The 17849-nt window shown below is 59.8% G+C and carries 6 protein-coding genes and 1 tRNA gene; all 7 read left to right on the forward strand.

Annotated features, from left to right (window positions below; all coding sequences use genetic code 11):
• Window positions 1-277: 277 nt before the first annotated feature.
• The 7 genes from U0023_RS13365 (at window position 278) to U0023_RS13395 (ending at window position 17767) form a co-directional block, all read left to right on the forward strand.
• Window positions 278-946, forward strand: coding sequence for a tripartite tricarboxylate transporter TctB family protein (locus tag U0023_RS13365; RefSeq protein ID WP_009494533.1), 669 nt, complete (start codon window positions 278-280; stop codon window positions 944-946).
• Window positions 946-2448 (forward strand): tripartite tricarboxylate transporter permease, encoded by a 1503-nt coding sequence (locus tag U0023_RS13370; RefSeq protein ID WP_322883745.1) that lies wholly within the window; start codon window positions 946-948, stop codon window positions 2446-2448. Before U0023_RS13365 ends, U0023_RS13370 begins: the two co-directional genes overlap by 1 nt.
• A gap of 59 nt (window positions 2449-2507) precedes the next feature.
• Window positions 2508-3482 carry a tripartite tricarboxylate transporter substrate-binding protein gene (locus U0023_RS13375; RefSeq protein WP_009494539.1) on the forward strand — a complete coding sequence of 325 codons (975 nt, stop codon included), beginning with the start codon at window positions 2508-2510 and terminating at the stop codon, window positions 3480-3482.
• 121 nt (window positions 3483-3603) lie between these two features.
• A tRNA-His gene (locus U0023_RS13380) sits at window positions 3604-3680 on the forward strand.
• A 1278-nt stretch (window positions 3681-4958) separates the two neighbouring features.
• Window positions 4959-8834, forward strand: coding sequence for a cadherin repeat domain-containing protein (locus tag U0023_RS13385; protein ID WP_009494541.1), 3876 nt, complete (start codon window positions 4959-4961; stop codon window positions 8832-8834).
• A gap of 26 nt (window positions 8835-8860) precedes the next feature.
• Complete coding sequence (locus U0023_RS13390) at window positions 8861-14284, forward strand: hypothetical protein (protein WP_009494543.1); 5424 nt, start codon at window positions 8861-8863, stop codon at window positions 14282-14284.
• 189 nt (window positions 14285-14473) lie between these two features.
• Window positions 14474-17767, forward strand: coding sequence for a Calx-beta domain-containing protein (locus U0023_RS13395; protein WP_009494545.1), 3294 nt, complete (start codon window positions 14474-14476; stop codon window positions 17765-17767).
• Window positions 17768-17849: the final 82 nt, after the last annotated feature.

Below are 17849 nucleotides of genomic sequence, written 5' to 3' on the forward strand. Positions count from 1 at the left end.
CATCGCCGCTCCTGTTCTCAAGGAGCGACCAGAGGGGCCCGGCCTGGCTACAAGGTTCCATCTAGACAAGTCGAGGCCGGGGATCAAGTCACCTCCTGCAGGGTTCGGGTGACTGTCCTATAGTTTAATAGACCTTTTCCCTAAGGATTGTTCATTCAGTCAGGTCTTGTTGAGAAGCTTTCTCTGCGGGACAACAGAAGCTTGATCCAGCGTGCGGCCTCGGGCCATATCGGTAGCAATAACCTTGGGCGCTGGTGCGCCTGCCGGGAGGTCGTCCATGTCTGTTCTTCACGAAGGCTCCGAGCCGCCGCGTCATCGTGGGCCGGTGCGCGCGCCGCAAAGTCTCGCGGGAGGCTTGCTCCTGGTCGCCCTTGCAGCCCTTGCCTTGCTGCTGACGCGCGATCTCGACCAGGGCACGCTCAACGCCATGGGGCCGGCCATGCTGCCCCGCTGGCTCGCCATCGGCGTCGGGCTCTCGGGTCTGGCGCTGCTCGCCGCCGCCTTCCTCAAGGACGGCGATTTTCTGGAGCGGTGGAGCCTGCGCGGGCCGGTCTTCGTGATCGGCTCGATCCTCGCCTTCGCCCTGACCATCCGCGGCTATTCCTTCGGGGCCTTCGCCCTTCCGGGCCTCGGCCTGCTGGTGGCCGGGCCGCTCGGCATCATCCTCGGCGGCTATGCCACCCCCGAGGCGCGCCTGCGCGAGCTCGTCATCCTGGCGCTCAGCCTGACGCCGTTCTGCATGGTGCTGTTCGGCGACCTGCTCAACCTGCCGATCCCGGTCTTCCCGCAGGCCCTGACCAGCCTCTTTCCCGCCGACTGGTCGCAGAAGGCGGTGCTGCGCGCCTGCGCGGCGCTCATGACGGCCGGCGCCATCGTGATCTTCCTCGCCACGCGCAACCGACACCCAGGCCCCGTGGACGTGGCCGACCACTCCGGGAGGATCTGATGGGGGACTTCTTCGCCAACCTGAGCCTCGGCTTCGGCGTCGCGCTCAGCCTGCAGAACCTCGGGCTCGCCTTCCTCGGCTGCCTCGTCGGCACCCTGATCGGCGTGCTGCCCGGCGTCGGGCCGATCGCCACCATCGCCATGCTGCTGCCGATCACCTTCGGGCTCGATCCCACCGGGGCGCTGATCATGCTGGCCGGCATCTATTACGGCGCCCAGTACGGCGGCTCGACCACGGCGATCCTGGTCAACATCCCCGGCGAGGCCACCTCCGTGGTCACCGCGCTCGACGGTCACGAGATGGCCAAGCAGGGCCGCGCCGGCGTGGCGCTCGGCATCGCGGCCATCGGGTCGTTCTTCGCCGGCACGGTGGCGACGCTGGTCATCGCCGCGCTCGGCGCGCCGCTCACCGGCCTCGCCCTGGTGTTCGGCCCGACCGAGTACTTCTCGCTCATGGTCATGGGCCTGGTCTTCGCCGTGGTGCTGGCGCGGGGCTCGATCCTGAAGGCCATCGCCATGATCCTGGTCGGGGTGCTGCTGTCCACCGTCGGCACCGATCTCGAGACCGGCGAGGAGCGCATGACCTTCGGGCTGCCGTTCCTGTCCGACGGCATCGACTTCGCCGTGCTGGCCATGGGCATCTTCGGCATCGCCGAGATCATGCGCAACCTCGACCACACCGAGCACCGCGACGTGGTGCGCCAGGCCATCGGCCGGCTGCTGCCGAACCGCGACGACTTCCGGCAATCCTACAAGCCGGTGGTGCGCGGCACCATCCTCGGCGCGATCCTGGGCATCCTGCCCGGCAACGGCGCGGTGCTCGGGCCGTTCGCCTCCTACACCCTGGAGAAGAAGCTCGCCAAGGATCCGCGCCGCTTCGGGCGCGGCGCCATCGAGGGCGTGGCCGGGCCGGAGAGCGCCAACAACGCCGGCGCGCAGACCTCGTTCATCCCGCTGCTGACGCTCGGCATTCCGCCGAATGCCGTGATGGCCCTGATGGTCGGCGCGATGACGATCCACGGCATCATCCCGGGCCCGCAGGTGATGACCAAGAACCCGAACCTGTTCTGGGGCATGATCGCGTCGATGTGGGTGGGCAACCTGATGCTGCTGGTGATCAACCTGCCGATGGTGGGGATGTGGGTGCGCTTGTTGAAGGTGCCGTACCGGCTGATGTTCCCGGCGATCCTGATGTTCTGCGCCATCGGCATCTACTCGATCAACTCGCTGCCCACCGACGTGATGTTCATCGGGCTGTTCGGGTTCGTGGGCTACGTGCTGATCAAGCTCGGCTTCGAGCCGGCCCCGATGCTGCTGGGCTTCGTGCTCGGCAAGCTGATGGAGGAGAACTTGCGGCGCGCGCTCATCATCTCGCGCGGGTCGCTGGAAACCTTCGTCAATCATCCGATCAGCGCCGGCCTGCTCGCCGTCGCGGCCATCCTTCTTGTGATCGCCCTGCTGCCTTCCATCCGCAAAGGCCGCGACGAGGTGTTCACGGAATAGCTTGCCTTCGACCCCACCTTGTCCATGTAAGACCATAACCTAAACCAGGGAGGAAACTGATGAAGACGATCGCACTGGCCCTTGCCGCTGTCGCCGGCTTGGCCGCAACGGGTGCTCAGGCCCAAGGCTATCCCACCCGGCCGATCACCATGATCGTGCCCTTTGCGGCTGGTGGCCCGACGGACGTGATCGCCCGCATCGTCACGGATCACATGAGCCGCACCCTCGGCCAGCAGATCGTGATCGAGAACGTGGCCGGCGCCGGCGGCACCACGGGCATCACCCGTGCGGCCCAGTCTCAAGCAGACGGCTACACCATCATGATGGGTCATATGGGCACCCACGGCGCCGCGCCCGCCCTGTACCCGAACCTGAAATACGATCCGACCAAGGATTTCGCCCCCATCGGCCTCGCCGCCGGCACGCCGATCGTCATCGTGGCCAAGAAGGACTTTCCGGCCAACGACCTGAAGGGCTTCCTCGAGTACCTGAAGACCAACAGCGACAAGGTGAACATGGCCCATGCGGGCGTGGGCTCCGTCTCGCACTCCACGGGCATCTTCTTCAACTCGGTCATCAAGGTGAAGCCGACCATGGTCGCCTATCGCGGCACGGGCCCGGCCCTGAACGACCTGATGGCCAACACGGTCGACTTCATGACCGACCAGATCGTCAACGTGGCGCCGCAGATCCAGGGCAACAACATCAAGGCCTTCGCGATCGCGACCCCTGAGCGCTCCCCGGTGCTGCCGAACGTTCCGACCACCAAGGAGGCCGGCCTCGAGGGCTATGAGGTCAGTGCCTGGAACGCGGTCTTCGCCCCCAAGGCGACCCCGCCGGACGTGGTCAAGAAGCTCAGCGATGCGCTCATGAAGTCCCTCGACGACGAGAACACCAAGAAACGCCTCCTCGACCTCGGCGGCGTGATCCCGAGCAACGCCGAGCGGACCCCGGAAGCCCTACAGAAGCTCGTCGAGAGCGAAGTGGCCCGCTGGACCCCGGTCCTCAAGGCCGCCGGCGCCACGGCCGAGTAAGCTTTCCCAAGCTTGAGCCATAGAATGGCGGGCTCCCGGGCCCGCCATTCTCATTTCAGATTTCGAAATCTCGAACAGGGCTTGAAATTGCCCGCCCGGGCGATTACACCCTGCCTCACGTGCAGCCGTAGCTCAGTTGGTTAGAGCACCAGATTGTGGATCTGGGGGTCCCCCGTTCGAGCCGGGGCGGCTGTACCACTTCAAAATCAAAGGCTTAAGCCTCACAGGTTGGATCCCCGCCAAGCTGTGGTGACCACCGTCAAGCGCCACTGTTTCGGGTTGACCCTATTCACCCGAGTCGCTGACTGAATTCCTTCGCGTACTGTGAGTCTCCATCCTTTGCAGCAGATCCTCCTGTTGAGGGGAGCGTGAGATGGTTCGGCGCAACGCGATTAACGACAACGGTCGTGCCTTCGGGCGTCCTCCTCTTCCATTCGATAGTGCTCAGTTGCGCCTTCGGTCTCGCATCCAATGTCGAGCTGCGTTTCTGAGGTCTCGCAGGGGCTCATCCCGGGCTCAGCGGGCGGTGCTCATATCCGCTGAATGAGCTGAGCCGGCGTCGAAAGCAATATTGCGTCGTGCTTCCCGAGAACGGATCGTGCTCGGTTATTTGCCAGGAACGGTTTGGCTCGCGTCCCATCAGGAATATCCGAATTCCGGTTCTCAAGGTCGGGTCGTGGAGAGTTTTGCGACCTGGAGGGACGTCGCACCTCCTGGCACACAACCGAGTTCTCGAGCCGGTCGGCTTCCCGCCATGGGTTTGTTCGTCGCCTCGACATCAATGAAGATGCTGTCATGGGACGACACAACCTCCGTCTCGGAACCTCCCTTGGACCGAAGGAAGCGCATATCGATCGATGGCGGCGGTTGCGTCAGGTTCGGGCTGGAGGTCTTGCGTTGCGCAGGATGCAATCATCGCACGCGCTGATAGGCAGGTGAAAGTGGCCTACAGCTTTGCACTTTTGCACGACTTGAGGGTGGTACTATCAAAGGTAGTTTGTTCCGACTTATGGTTGCAGCTGGGCGGTTTCGACCCAAAAAATGAATACAAAGTTAACGTCTTCGAATTTGCATCTGCGCAAAAATAGTTTGTGGCTGCGCATGGGAGTGGGCGACAATTTTCGTCTTGATGCATAATAATCGTAGTATAGACTTATAAAACCAGCCTATGTGCGCTTATTATACAGTTTAAAATTCAGATAAACTGCCTGAATAAGATTCATGACGCGCTTATGTTGGCTTTATTGATTAAGTTATCTTGGATTGCTTAGCGGAATGACGCAGTTTTGCTGTTGATCCCTATTATCCTTTAGCTTCGGAAAATAATTCCGAACCCGGCATTCCCTCTCGTTATCCTCCCCGAACGGAGAGCTGTCAGCCAGGCCGGATTGTCCTTAGATGTCAATAATATTGTAACATTCGCCTGATCTCCCTGAGGGTTCAGGCGTCTGCAAGCGGACAGAAGGGGACGTCACCATGAATAAGCCCGTTTTCGACCAAGTCGCCGGCGAGGCCATCAATGTCGGCGATGTGATCGACGAGACCTTCGTGGATGGCGTGCTGGATGTTCTCGTCGAAGAGGAGGATACGCAGCAAGGGGACAAGCGGGCCGAAGGGGTGGGGCAGGCGCTCGTTGCCGCAAGAGGAGCGAGCGCATCGTCCGATGTCGTCTCGGAAGCTGACTCGTCGGACGTTGCCGCTGAGGTTCCAATCGGGAGCGGCAGAGTCCTTGATTATCGCTCCGAATTCCCAAACCTCTCGTCAATTGTCTCATCAATCCACTCTAGCGGAGAGGCTTCGCAGAAGGCAGACCATTATCCCGCTTTTGCGCCGCTCGCCATGAAGACACAAGTTCAGCTGCCGCCGGCGCCCTTCATAGCAGAATCTGCTCCTGCGGCGCTGCAGGCGCGGAAGGTTGAGCCCGCACAGCAGCCGATCAAAGCGAGTTCAGTGATGTCGGAGGCTGCTGAGCCTGGGACGAGCACTGGGCGCATGGCAATGACCGGCTCGATGTCTGACTCGTCTACAGAAGATTTTGGCACGCTCGCGTTGGGGGCGATTTCTCTGAGTGGATCGACCGCTGTCGACCGGATCACGAACGAGGTCGCTTACGATCAATCTGCCTTGTATATCGGCAATCTGGCGACAAGCGGTGCTAAAGGTCAGCTTACATGGAGCGCCAACTCAGCCTCCTTCGAAGTCAGGAATGGCAATCAGCTTTACGCTACCAATTTGAACTACGAGGCGCTGGCGTCTCAGAACTGGAGGGTGAGCGTTCAGATCGAAGCCTTTGATCCTATCGGAGGGACGGGGGGTGAGCCCGCAACCACATCCACAACGTTCAACTTCACTGTCAAGAACGTTCTGGAAGCGCCGAGTAATCTTCAATGGTTTAATGGTGGGTCCGTTGACGAGAATTCGCCAAACAATACGACGATCGGTAACCTGCGCGCAACGTCGAATGAAGGTACGAACGTTGTTTGGAGTCTGATTGGTTCCAGCCACACGGGGGCGATCGGGGTCGACAGCTCTGGCTGGGTCTACGTTGCGGACCGGACCAAGCTCAATTATGAAGTGTCGACGCCCTATACGATCATTGTTCGCGCGACGACGGCGGGGAGCGATGGTTTTGGATCGACCTATACCGATCAGACCTTCACCATCAACGTGAGGGATATCAACGAAGCTCCAACCAATCCCTCCGTTGCATCCGGTCCGCTGAAACTCACGGAAAACCTTGCGGGCGACTATGCTGTCGCGACCGTCCAATCGCTCGATCCCGATAACGCCATCTCGCAGCGTCAGACTACAACCTACTCGCTGCTGAATGATATGGACGGACGCTTTACGATCAATGCGCAAACGGGCGAGATCATGGCCCGCGGTGGTACGGGCAACCGTTTCGACTTCGAAGCGCTTGCAGCAGTAGATCCCAACTTGTCTGCGCCGGATGCGAATGGCAAGCGTTACTACACGCTTCAGGTCAAGGCAACGGACAATGGCTCCCCAGTCTTGTCGTCCGGGGTCTCAAGCATCAAAATTGAGTTGGAAGACCTCAACGAAAAGCCGAACGTTCCCACCTTAGTGAGCTCAGTCGGGTCAATTTCTGAGAACTACGGTACAGGATCTTATGTGGCGCAAGTCACCGCCACGGATCCGGATAACGCCTATGCTCAGCGCCAAACTCTTACTTACGAGCTAGTGGACGATCTCGGCGGCCGGTTTGCAATCAGGTCGAGCGATGGGTTGATCACTGTCAAGTCGGGCGGCCTTCTCGATTACGAAGCCAGTTCGGCGGCAGATCCTTATCTGAAGGGCACGCCCGGTGGCGTGCGCTATTATGAACTCTACGTCCGGGCCAAGGACGACGCGACGAACACGATGACATCGGATCCGCTCAAGGTCGTCATCTACCTGACTGACATTAACGAAAAGCCGACCGCCCCTGTCGTCCAGGCGGGAAGTCTCCTTCATTTCTCCGAGAATCTGGCGACCAATGCGATCGTCGCCACGGTCAAGTCGACGGATCCGGATATCTACGCAACTCCGCCCCAGACCTTGACCTACTCGCTCGTGGATAGTCTCGGTGGGCGTTTTACAGTCGACGGGAGCGGAAACATCATCGCTCTTGCAAGCGGAAGCTTTAACTTCGAGGCGAATTCTGTCAGCGATCCTTATCTCAATATCCAGACGATCAATGGTGTCACGAAACGCTTCTATTATGTCCAGGTCAAAGCAACGGACAACGGCGCTGGTAATCTAAGCTCGAATATCACAACCGTTCAGGTTGAGCTGGATGATGTGAATGAGAAGCCGTTCGCGCCCTCAGTGCAACCGGGAAGCACACAGCATTTTGAGGAGAACCTGACCGCAAACAGAATTGTGGCGGCCGTCAAGTCGACTGATCCCGACATTTACGCGAACCCGGCTCAGACGATAACATACTCTCTGGTCAGCACACTCGGGGGACGTTTTACGATCGACGCGAGCGGCAACATCTACGCTGTGGGGAATAAGAGCTTCAATTTCGAGGCGGATACTGCCAGCGACCCCTTTCTTCAGAAACATACCGACTCGAACGGAGTCACGACGCGCTGGTATGAGGTTCAGGTCAGGGCAAGCGACGGCAACCTGACATCGGATATTACGACGGTCCGGATCGATCTGGACGATGTCAACGAAGCTCCTTCGATATCCTTCTCGCAAGCGCCGGTTTCCAGCATCCTGGAAAACCCGGCGCCGGGCGATCTCATTGCAAAGGTCACCGGGACAGATCCTGATATCTTCGCCAACCAGCCCTTGACCTATTCGTTGCTCGACACCCTGGGCGGGCGCTTCAAGATCAATGCATTGACCGGTGATATCATTGTGGATGCGGCCCACCTCATCGATTATGAGGCAACCAACGATCCTTATCTCTCGCCGCCTGACGCTCAAGGGCGCCGGTCCTACACGCTTCAAGTTAAGGTGTCCGACGGCCGCTTGTCATCGCAGGTTCTGACGATCAGCTTCCAGGTCGAGGATCGGCCGGAGGCACCGAATGCGCCGATCATCGTCGGCGGTACGGTCAATTCGGTCAACGAGAACGTGCAGGACAATCCGGTTGTCGCGACCATGTCCGCGACAGATCCGGATGCCGGTCGGTCCACGATCCGGTACAATCTGATTGACGATCTCGGCGGGCGGTTCGCGATCGATGAGTTCTCCGGCATGATCACTGTCCGGAACGGCGGTTTGATCAATCACGAATCCGAACGTGAGGATCCTTATCTTTACGAACCCGATGCGACGGGAAAGCGTTATTACCTGCTCCAGGTCACGGCAACGGATGATACGAGCCTCACCAGTGTTCCGACGACGGTGAAGGTCTATGTGAACGACGTGAACGAGGCTCCGACCGCGACGTATGCGCCAGTCGGCGGAATCGCCGTGGGCACTCAGATCGATACCGTCGTTGCAACCGTCACGATCAGCGATCCGGATACCCGTCCGACCTTCCGCGACTTTCATTACCAGCTCGTGGCCGACGCCTCAGGCACGACGGTCTATGCGGGAACTGATTTCAGGGTGGACGCCGGCGGCAACATCGTCGTGAACGGGGCGCTGACGGCCGGCACGAAGACGCTCTGGGTCAGGATCACGGACGGTACCGGTCCCGATGCCAACACCATCGTTCAGGCCGTGGCGATCCAGGTCGACAGTGAAGTGACAAATACGCCGCCTGAGGATCCGATAGTCGTCGGCGGTGACAGTGGAGTTCTGCATTTGATCGACGACCAAGCGTATACTGAAGGTTTTGGCGTCGAGGTTGCCCAAGCTTATTCCGATGACGATGGATTGGGGGGGCTCTGACGTACGAGATTGAAAACGACTATGGCATGTTGTTCTACGTAAACCCAAGCTCAGGCAAGATCTACTTCAAGGGATCTATTAACTATGAGTCGCAGACCTCTGGGCTTGCGGTTGAGAACGCAGGTCAGCCCAACGAGGCCAAGTTCTTCTTGGTCAAGGTCAGGGCCAAGGAATCCGATACTGGCAACACATCGGGTTGGAAAGAGATCAAGGTCTACGTCGACGATGTGAACGAGGCTCCCAACCTCTGGGGGATGCACGGCGGCATCATCGACGAAACGATCCCGGGGGGCAGCTATGTTGCCGAGCTACTGGCAGAGGATCCAGAGAACGACGCCATCACGTTCTTCTTCGAGGTCGGGGCAGGTCAATCGGATACCAGCGCGGACGGGGCGTTCCGCATCGAGAATAATCAGATTATCCGGACCAACGCGCCGATCCAGGTCGCTCCTAACGGCGAGAGCCGCGAGTACGTGATCATCGTCAAGGACCAGCATGGCGCAACGTCCAGGACAACGATCTGGATCGATATCAACGATGTTGGCAATCTTGCGCCTATTGCCAGTATTACGGACAACACCGTTCGGGAGGACATCGAGCCCGGCGCGATTGTCGGCACTCTGTCGGCCATTGATCCCGATCTCGGCGACACGGCCGAGGGTTTTGATATGTTCGACGACGCCGGAGGTCTGTTCACGCTCGGCTACAGCGACGGCGCATGGCGTGTCATAGCTACCGGTCCGCTCGATTACGACAGTAACGACCCGCGTCTCCATCGATGGATCGATCCAGATACCGGTGTGGAGACCAGATGGTATGAAATCAGTGTCACGACAATCGACAATCATAACCTGACCTCCGAGCCACAAATTCTGAGGATCTACGTGACGGACGTGAACGAGGCGCCGACGGCGACCTATACGCCCGTTGGCGGAATCAATGTCGGGACGCAGCCCGATACGGTCGCAGCGAGCATCGCAATTCAGGATCCGGACGAACGTCCGGAGTTCCGCGACTTCCACTACCAACTCGTGACCGACGCCTCAGGCACGACGGTCTATGCGGGAACTGATTTCAGGGTGGACGCCGGCGGCAACATCGTCGTGAACGGGGCGCTGACGGCCGGTACGAAGACGCTCTGGGTCAGGATCACGGACAGTACCGGTCCCGATGCCAACACCATCGTTCAGGCCGTGACGTTCACCATTGCGTCAGGGAATGCTCCCCCGATCATCATCGTGGACGATGGCGGTACGACCGACTGGGGCCCCATTCCGGATACCTCGACGGTCCAGCTGTTCCAGAACGTGTCCTTCCAGGATGATGCCGGACCCGACAGCAACATTACGGTCGTCATCAGCTTTGACGGCAACAACGGCACTCTTACAAGCGCCTTGGGACGGCCAGGAATCGATTACATCTATGATCCGGAGAACGATCCTTATAGCTTCATCGTCACGGGATCGATTAATCTGGTGAACCAGATTATTCGGCAGCTGACCTTCAATCCGAAGGATCAGTATGTTGGCTCTCCGAACCGGACGACGGACTTCACCGTCAACGTATTCGACGAGGAGGGAGAGGCAACTTCTCAAACGCTGACCGTCTTCGTCCGAGATACGCCGGCAAACGTGGCGCCGACACTGACAATCGACGACAATGCCGAGCACTTCGTGGTTTCGGACAACGGTCAGGGCAGTGCCGGCGCCGTCAATCCCTTCATTGGCCTCGATCTCGGAGACAGCGAGAACGATGTGATCGTCTTGACGGTCACATTCCGTGCCGCGAATGGAACCCTCGGGGACGTCACCTCGGTTCCTGGTGTGGTGGATGTCTGGGTCTCCGACCCTAACGCAGAGTTCGTGGCCTATTCCTTCAAGGGCCGGCAGAGCGACCTCGAAGCCTTCCTCGGCAGCGTCACATTCGACGCATCCAATGACTCGGCCGCCGGCGGGATCGTCACGACGACGTTCAGCTTCGCTCTGACCGACGGTCTCCATCCTCTCGCCAACGCACCGGAGGCGGTGACGGTGGTGACGGAATCGAGCACGAACGGACGCCCCGTTCTGTTCATCGCGCCGGATACGAGAACGACCGATGCAACGGACGACGGTATGGCCGTCCATCCGTTCCGGGGCGTGGACCTGGCGGATGCCGAGGACGACGATCTGGTCCTGACGGTCGCCTTCCGAGGTGCGGCGGATCAGCTTCAGGGCACCGGGTCGGTCACCGGAGTCCCGAATGCGGACGGCACTGTCTCCTTCACCTTCAGGGGCAAGGCGAGCTACCTTAAAGAAGTTCTGCACTACTTGTCTTTCAATCCTGAGAATGGATCTGCCGACAACGGAGCGGTTGACACTGTCTTCACGATCAGTGTGAGCGATCTCTCGCATCTGCCCGTGATCGATCATGTGACCGTGCACACGCAGAACGGCGACGATACCGGAAACGGGTGGCCTTCCATCGACATCTTCCCGGGGACGGAAACAACCGATGCAACCAGCGACGGGCCTGTCGTCTATCCCTTCCGCGGCGTCGACATCTCGGATCATGAGAACGACGTGCTTGTTCTGACGATCTCGTTCGAAGCAGCAACGGGGACATTGGCGGGAGACAATCTGCCCACGGCATGGACGCAGACGAATGGGATCCGGACCTATGTTCTCACGGGCACGGCGGACCAACTGGATGCCATTCTGCAGGGCTTGTCGTTCGATCCAACGGATGGCTTGACGGGAACGGATTCAATCACGACCGCATTCACGATGACGGTCCAGGACGCGACGCATACCCCAGCGTTCGGTCAGGTCTCTGTCGTGACAGCTCCTGGCGGCACGGGGGCCGCGAACGCTGCGCCGTCCATCGATGTCGCCCAGGGCTCTGAGACCACGTGGGCCACGGATAATGGCGCCGCCGTCTACCCGTTCCGCGGGTTCGACATCTCGGACGTGGACAACGATGTTCTCGTCCTCACCATCAGGGTCAGCGATGCGGCCGGCGAGCTCTCCGGCTTCAACGGGTGGCAGGTCACATCGTCGCTCGTGAACGGCATTCGGACCTACACCGTGAGCGGTTATGCCGACAGTCTGGACGAGCTGTTGCACAACCTGTCGTTCAATCCGACCGACGACTCGGCTGCGAATGCGCCGACAAGCGTGGACACGGTCTTCGAGATCTCGGTTCAGGACGCGACCCACGAGCCGGTTTCCAAGCAGGTAACCGTGTTCACCACCCATGGCACTGATCCGGTTCCGAACGCCGAGCCGAGCGTGACGTTCTTCCCTGGAACGCAGGTCACGGCGGCCACCGATGATGGACCTGCCGTTGCGCCGTTCCGCGGCATCGATCTGACGGACACGGACGGCGATACTCTGATCGTCAAGATCTCCTTCAACGGTGCCCTGGGAGAGCTGACCGGCTACGACGCAAATGATCCCAGCGTGCAGGTCCGGACCTCGGGCGGTATCGTGACGATCACTTTCGCAGGGACGGCGGATGCGCTGGACGGCATCCTCCAGGTTCTCCTCTACAACCCGGCTCACTACGATCCCGCCAATCCGATCGACGGCCTGATCGGCCCGCACGTGTTCACGATCTCGGTCCAGGATCAATATCATGATCCGGTCATCACCTCCGCTACGGTGAACACGGCCGATGGAGGAGCCGAGGACGTGAATCATGCGCCGGCCGTTCCCGGCTGGTCGGACGATGCCGTATCGAAGGCAATTGACGAGACGGCTGTCGTCGGCTCCGAGGTGGGTACCCTGCGCGTCATTGACCAGGACGGCGATGACGTGATGGTGGGCTTCTGGTATGATAACGCCTTGCATCAGGTGAGCCAGGACAACCGGTTCCAGATCGTCGGTGGTGTTGTCAAAGTACTCGATGCCTCCGTCGATGCGGATATACCCGATCTTCCATATCTGGTCCGGGCTGTGGACAGCCGCGGGGCCTTCACCGAGACGACAATCCACATCGCGATCACGGACACGGGCAGCAACCAGGCGCCCGTTGTCGACGGCGTCAACAATGGCGCCGGACCGGCGGTCACGACAATCGGCTTCGACGAATCGGTCCTGGGCGGCGGATTCGTGGCGCAGATCGTCGCCCATGACGATGGTAACCCGGGCGATCTCGTCTACTTCATGGACGATCAGAGCGGCCTGTTCGACATCGACCAGGCGACGGGCCGGATTGCCCTCCGTGCAGGCCTCGACTACGAGGCGCTGGCTCAACACAGCTGGACCGTCACCGTTTGGACGAAGGACCGTAACGGTCAGGCGAGCGGACTTGAATCCGCCCATGTGGACATCACGCTCAACCTGCAGGACGTGAACGAGGCGCCGACGGAAGTGACCTTCGGGGCGTTTACGCCGCTCCGGGTCGGTGATTCGGACGACATGGGTCTCGTACTCGTCGGATCCAACGATCCTGACGTGCTGAACGATCAGTTCCGGATCAATCACTACAAGTTCCTGGTGAATGGTAACCTGAGCCTGACGAGCGCGGACGGTCTGTTCGAGATCGATGAGGTCTCCGGACAAGTGCGTTTGACCCGTGCGCTCGTCGACACGGATGCGAACACGACCCACACGTTCAGAATCGTGGCTTACGACGCAGCTCATCCCGAGCTTCAGGCGGTATCTGAGGTGCAGACCGTGACGGTGTCGCCAGCAGGCACCGGCACGCCGTTGGCGCCAACACTATCCAATATCTTTATCGATGAAATGTCCGACGGAGGAACGCTGATCGGTGATCTGTCTTCACCCGGAGCGGTGGGTTTCGAACTCACCGATCCAAGCGGCTTGTTCGAAATCGTAGGAGATGTAGCAAGCGGATTTAAGGTCGCACTTAAGCAGGGAGTTCAGCTTCTCGATTTTGAGCAGAGTCCCAACACTTTCGACATTAGCATCAAGGCAAGTGACGGAACTGTGCTGTCGGAGGCGGCGACATTCACGATTGCTGTGGTGAATCAGATTCTCGAGATCACAGCTGGATCAGGCGGCAATGATCTGATCATCGCCGGAAACGAGAATGACAACCTCGCCGGTGGCCTGGGGGATGACACGCTCTATGGCGGAAACGGCAACGACATCTTGCAAGGTGGTGCTGGCCACGACGTGTTCGTCTTCGACACGAATCCGAACACGCAGACCAACAAGGACACGATCAGGGACTTCACCGTCACCGGCCCCTCCTCGGATATGATCTGGTTGTCGAAGGGCGTCTTTGCTGGCTTGACAGCCAGTGCGATAGGAGGTGCCTTGGATGTGTCGGAGTTCGCCATTGGCTCCAAGGCCGCCGACAGGTTCGACCGGATCATCTACAACAAGATTACCGGAGCACTCTGGTACGATCCTGATGGAAGCCTGTTCCGACCGGCGATCCAAATCGCTCAGCTGTCTCCCCAACTAAATCTGACCAAGGATCACTTCCTGATCATCCCATAGGCATCGCCGGGGCGTACTGCCGTGAGTTCGCCCCGGTATCGGACGGCTCGTCTTTTACGGAGCGAGCGTGTTCTGCGGAGCAGTTGCCCGGTTCCCGTCAACAGTTGTCCAGCGCTTGACCTTCGTTACGAGATTACGTTACAAAAAACCCATCTTTTTAAACTCATCCTTGGACTCGGGAGAAGAACAATGGCAATTCTGAATTGGAACGCGGGGCCTGGCGGCACCAATAACAGTCCCACGAACAACAAAATCGTTATCTTCCCCGAGAACCAGCAAACCGATGTTCTTATCGGTACCGTCACGACCTATGACTCTACGCTGACCTACCGTTGGAAGAAGGTCGGCGGTGTCGATCAGAATCAGGGTGGCCGTTACCGGTTCGCAATTGAGAATGGTCAAATCAAGATCTATGTCGCCTCAGGCGGCCCAGCCATGTTTGACTACGATGGTCAGTTTCCCTTTCACAGTATTCAGATCGAGGGTGTGAACGGCTCCGGAGCAGTCATCGATCTCGGTCAGTTCACGATCAATCTCACGGACGTGGCCGAACCGTCGACGGACATTCTCACGGTTGTGCCAAGTGACGGCTATGATCAGCCGGCATCAATGACGATTCAGGAAGGTCAGGCCGGCGCTCTCGCCGGCATGTTCGGCGTTGATCAGGACGAGGGCGGAAACCAAGGCTACAGCAATACCTTCCAACTGGACAACACGGTCGCCAACAACGCGAATGAGTTGTTCTCAATCGCGCAGAACGCTGACGGTGTCTATGTCCTGAGCGCGAGCAATCAGCTGGACTGGGACAGTTATGGCCAGCCGGGCAGCAAACTCAGGTCGGATGATGGCGGTACGACGCGTTACTACATCGTGGGTGTCAAGACGACGGATGCCGGAAACCAGACCTTCACAAAGGCTATGAAGGTCTTCGTTACTAATAACCCGGTAGACGACGTGGCGCTGCCGACGATCACGGCGACGGCGGCGACGGTGAATGCGGAATCGACGGGCACGGTCTATGCGACGCCGTTCAACGGCAACCTGTCGGTGAGCTACGGCAACACCACCGACCAGCTGACGGTGGAGGTGTCGTTCCCGGCGGGCAACGGCGCGTTCCAGGGCCAGACGGCCGGGGGCGACGCGACCACCAAGATCTACAGCTTCACGGGCACCCTGACCCAGGTCAACACCTGGCTGGCGGGGCTGCAGTTCAACCCGGCGGACAGCTATACCGGCGCGGGGCAGACCACCACCTTCACCGTGCAGGTGAAACCGCAGGGCGCGGGCACGTGGTCGGCGACGAGCAATGCGATCGCGGTGGCGGCGGACATCAACGACAACGCGGTGATCAGCACGGGCCAGGGTGACCAGGCGGCGACGGTCGGTTCGGCGATCAATCCGTTCAAGGACATGGTGCTGACGGACGAGGAGAACGACGACATCACCCTGACGGTGACGTTCGCGGCCGGCGGCGGCACCTGGGGCGGGCTGACGAGCGGCGGCGGCGTGACGGTGGTGAACAACGCGGGCACCGGCACGCTCACGTTCACCGGCAAAGCCGGCGCGGTGACGACATTCCTGGACGCCGTGACCTTCACGCCGACGGCGGCGGGCACGAAGACGTTCGCGTACTCGGTGGTCGACCAGCACACCGGAGCCGGCCAGCACACGGCCGTGACCGGAACGAACTTCACCGTGACGGCGACGGCGCTGCCTTCCCTCGCCATCGAGGATCAGTTGGTCCATGAGGGTAATAATGGCGTGACTCTGATCACGTTCACCGTGACGCGGTCGGGGGACCCGTCTGTGGCGGTGGACGTCGATTGGGCTCTCAGTCATGTCACGACAAACGGTACGGATTTCGTTTTCGATCCCGGCCATCCGGCTAATGGAAGTCTTCACTTTGCTGCTGGGCAGGTCACACAGCAGGTCGTGATCCAGGTGGCGGGCGATACGGACTTCGAGCAGAATGAAACGTTCCGGATCTCGTTGTCGAACCCCACGACCGGCGTGACGATCACCCGTGCCACTGCCACGGGCACGATCATGAACGACGACACCGATTCCGGCAATTCATTGCCCACCATCGCGGTGGGAGGCAATGGTCAGGTCGAGTTTACGGCGACGAACCAGGGACCTGTCGATGCCTTCGACAACCTGATCGTCGCCGATGCGGAAAGCGACACGCTTTCGTTGGCGATCGAGTTCAACGCAGCCGACGGCAACCTCATTGCCGCCGATGGCGCTTCCGTGTTTATTCCGAATCCAGGACAGGGAACGGTCAAGCGGTATGATTTCGGCAACAATCTGACTGCCCAGCAGGTCAACGATATTCTTCATGCCCTGCGCTTCGATCCCGCGGATCGGGCGGCCGGCGGTGCGCCTGTCACCACGACGTTCACCATCAAAGTGACCGATGTCGCCCATCCGACCACTCCGGTGACGAACACGGACGTGAAGGTCACCTCGACGCCGCCGGCCAACCAGCCCAACCATGCCCCGGCGGGTCTGTCTCTGAGCAACAACTTCGTCCTGGAATATGCCGCTCCCGGCTCGACGGAGATCGGCGTGCTCTCCGCAACCGATCCGGATGGGCAGACGCTCACCTTCTCGCTCCTCGAGAATGCGGGCGGTCGGTTTGCCATCTCGGGCAACAAGCTCGTGCTGGCGGGACCTGGCGTCAATTATGAGGAAGCCAAGTCCCACCAGATCAAGGTGCGCGTCGACGACGGTCATGGCGGTGTGCAGGATCAGGTCTTCACCATCAATGTCGGCGATCAGGTCACCCTGAACAAGCGCGGCACCAAGAAGCCCGACAAGCTGAATGGCTCTGCCTTGGACGATATCCTCAAGGGGGGCACCGGCACCGCCAAGGACATCATCAAGGGGTTGGCTGGCGACGACCAGCTCTATGGCGAGAACGGCGACGACTCCCTCGTGGGCGGCGATGGTCTCGACAGCCTGTACGGCGGCAATGGCAACGACACGCTGAAGGGCGATGCCGGCAAGGATTTCCTGAAGGGCGATGCCGGCAACGACAAGATGTACGGCGGCCTCGGCAACGATGTCCTCTACGGCGGCAAAGGCAACGACCTTCTCAAGGGCGATGCCGACGATGACGTCCTGTACGGCGAGGAGGGTAACGACAAGCTCTATGGCGGCGCGGGGAACGACACCTTCGTCTTCAACAAGAAGACGAACAAGGCGACGAACTTCGACCAGATCTATGACTTCAAGTCCGCTCAGGACAAGATCTTCCTCGACAACGCCGTGTTCAAGAAGCTCGGAACGGCCGGTACGTTCGATGCGCCCGTCAAACTCGATGCATCGATGTTCAGGACCAACAAGGCAAAGGACAAGAACGACTACCTGGTCTACAAGGGTGGCGTGCTTTACTACGATGCCGACGGTTCCGGAAAAGGCACCGCGGTGGAGATCGTGAAGGTCAAAGGGCTCAAGGTCACGGATATCTGGGTCATCTGACGAGAAAGATCGGTTTTGTCATCCACTCCGGCAGGACACCTGCCGGAGTTTCTTCCGATCTGCGCAAGGATGCGGACTTGGA

Origin of the sequence: Microvirga lotononidis, assembly GCF_034627025.1 — a bacterium.
GTDB classification, from domain to species: domain Bacteria; phylum Pseudomonadota; class Alphaproteobacteria; order Rhizobiales; family Beijerinckiaceae; genus Microvirga; species Microvirga lotononidis.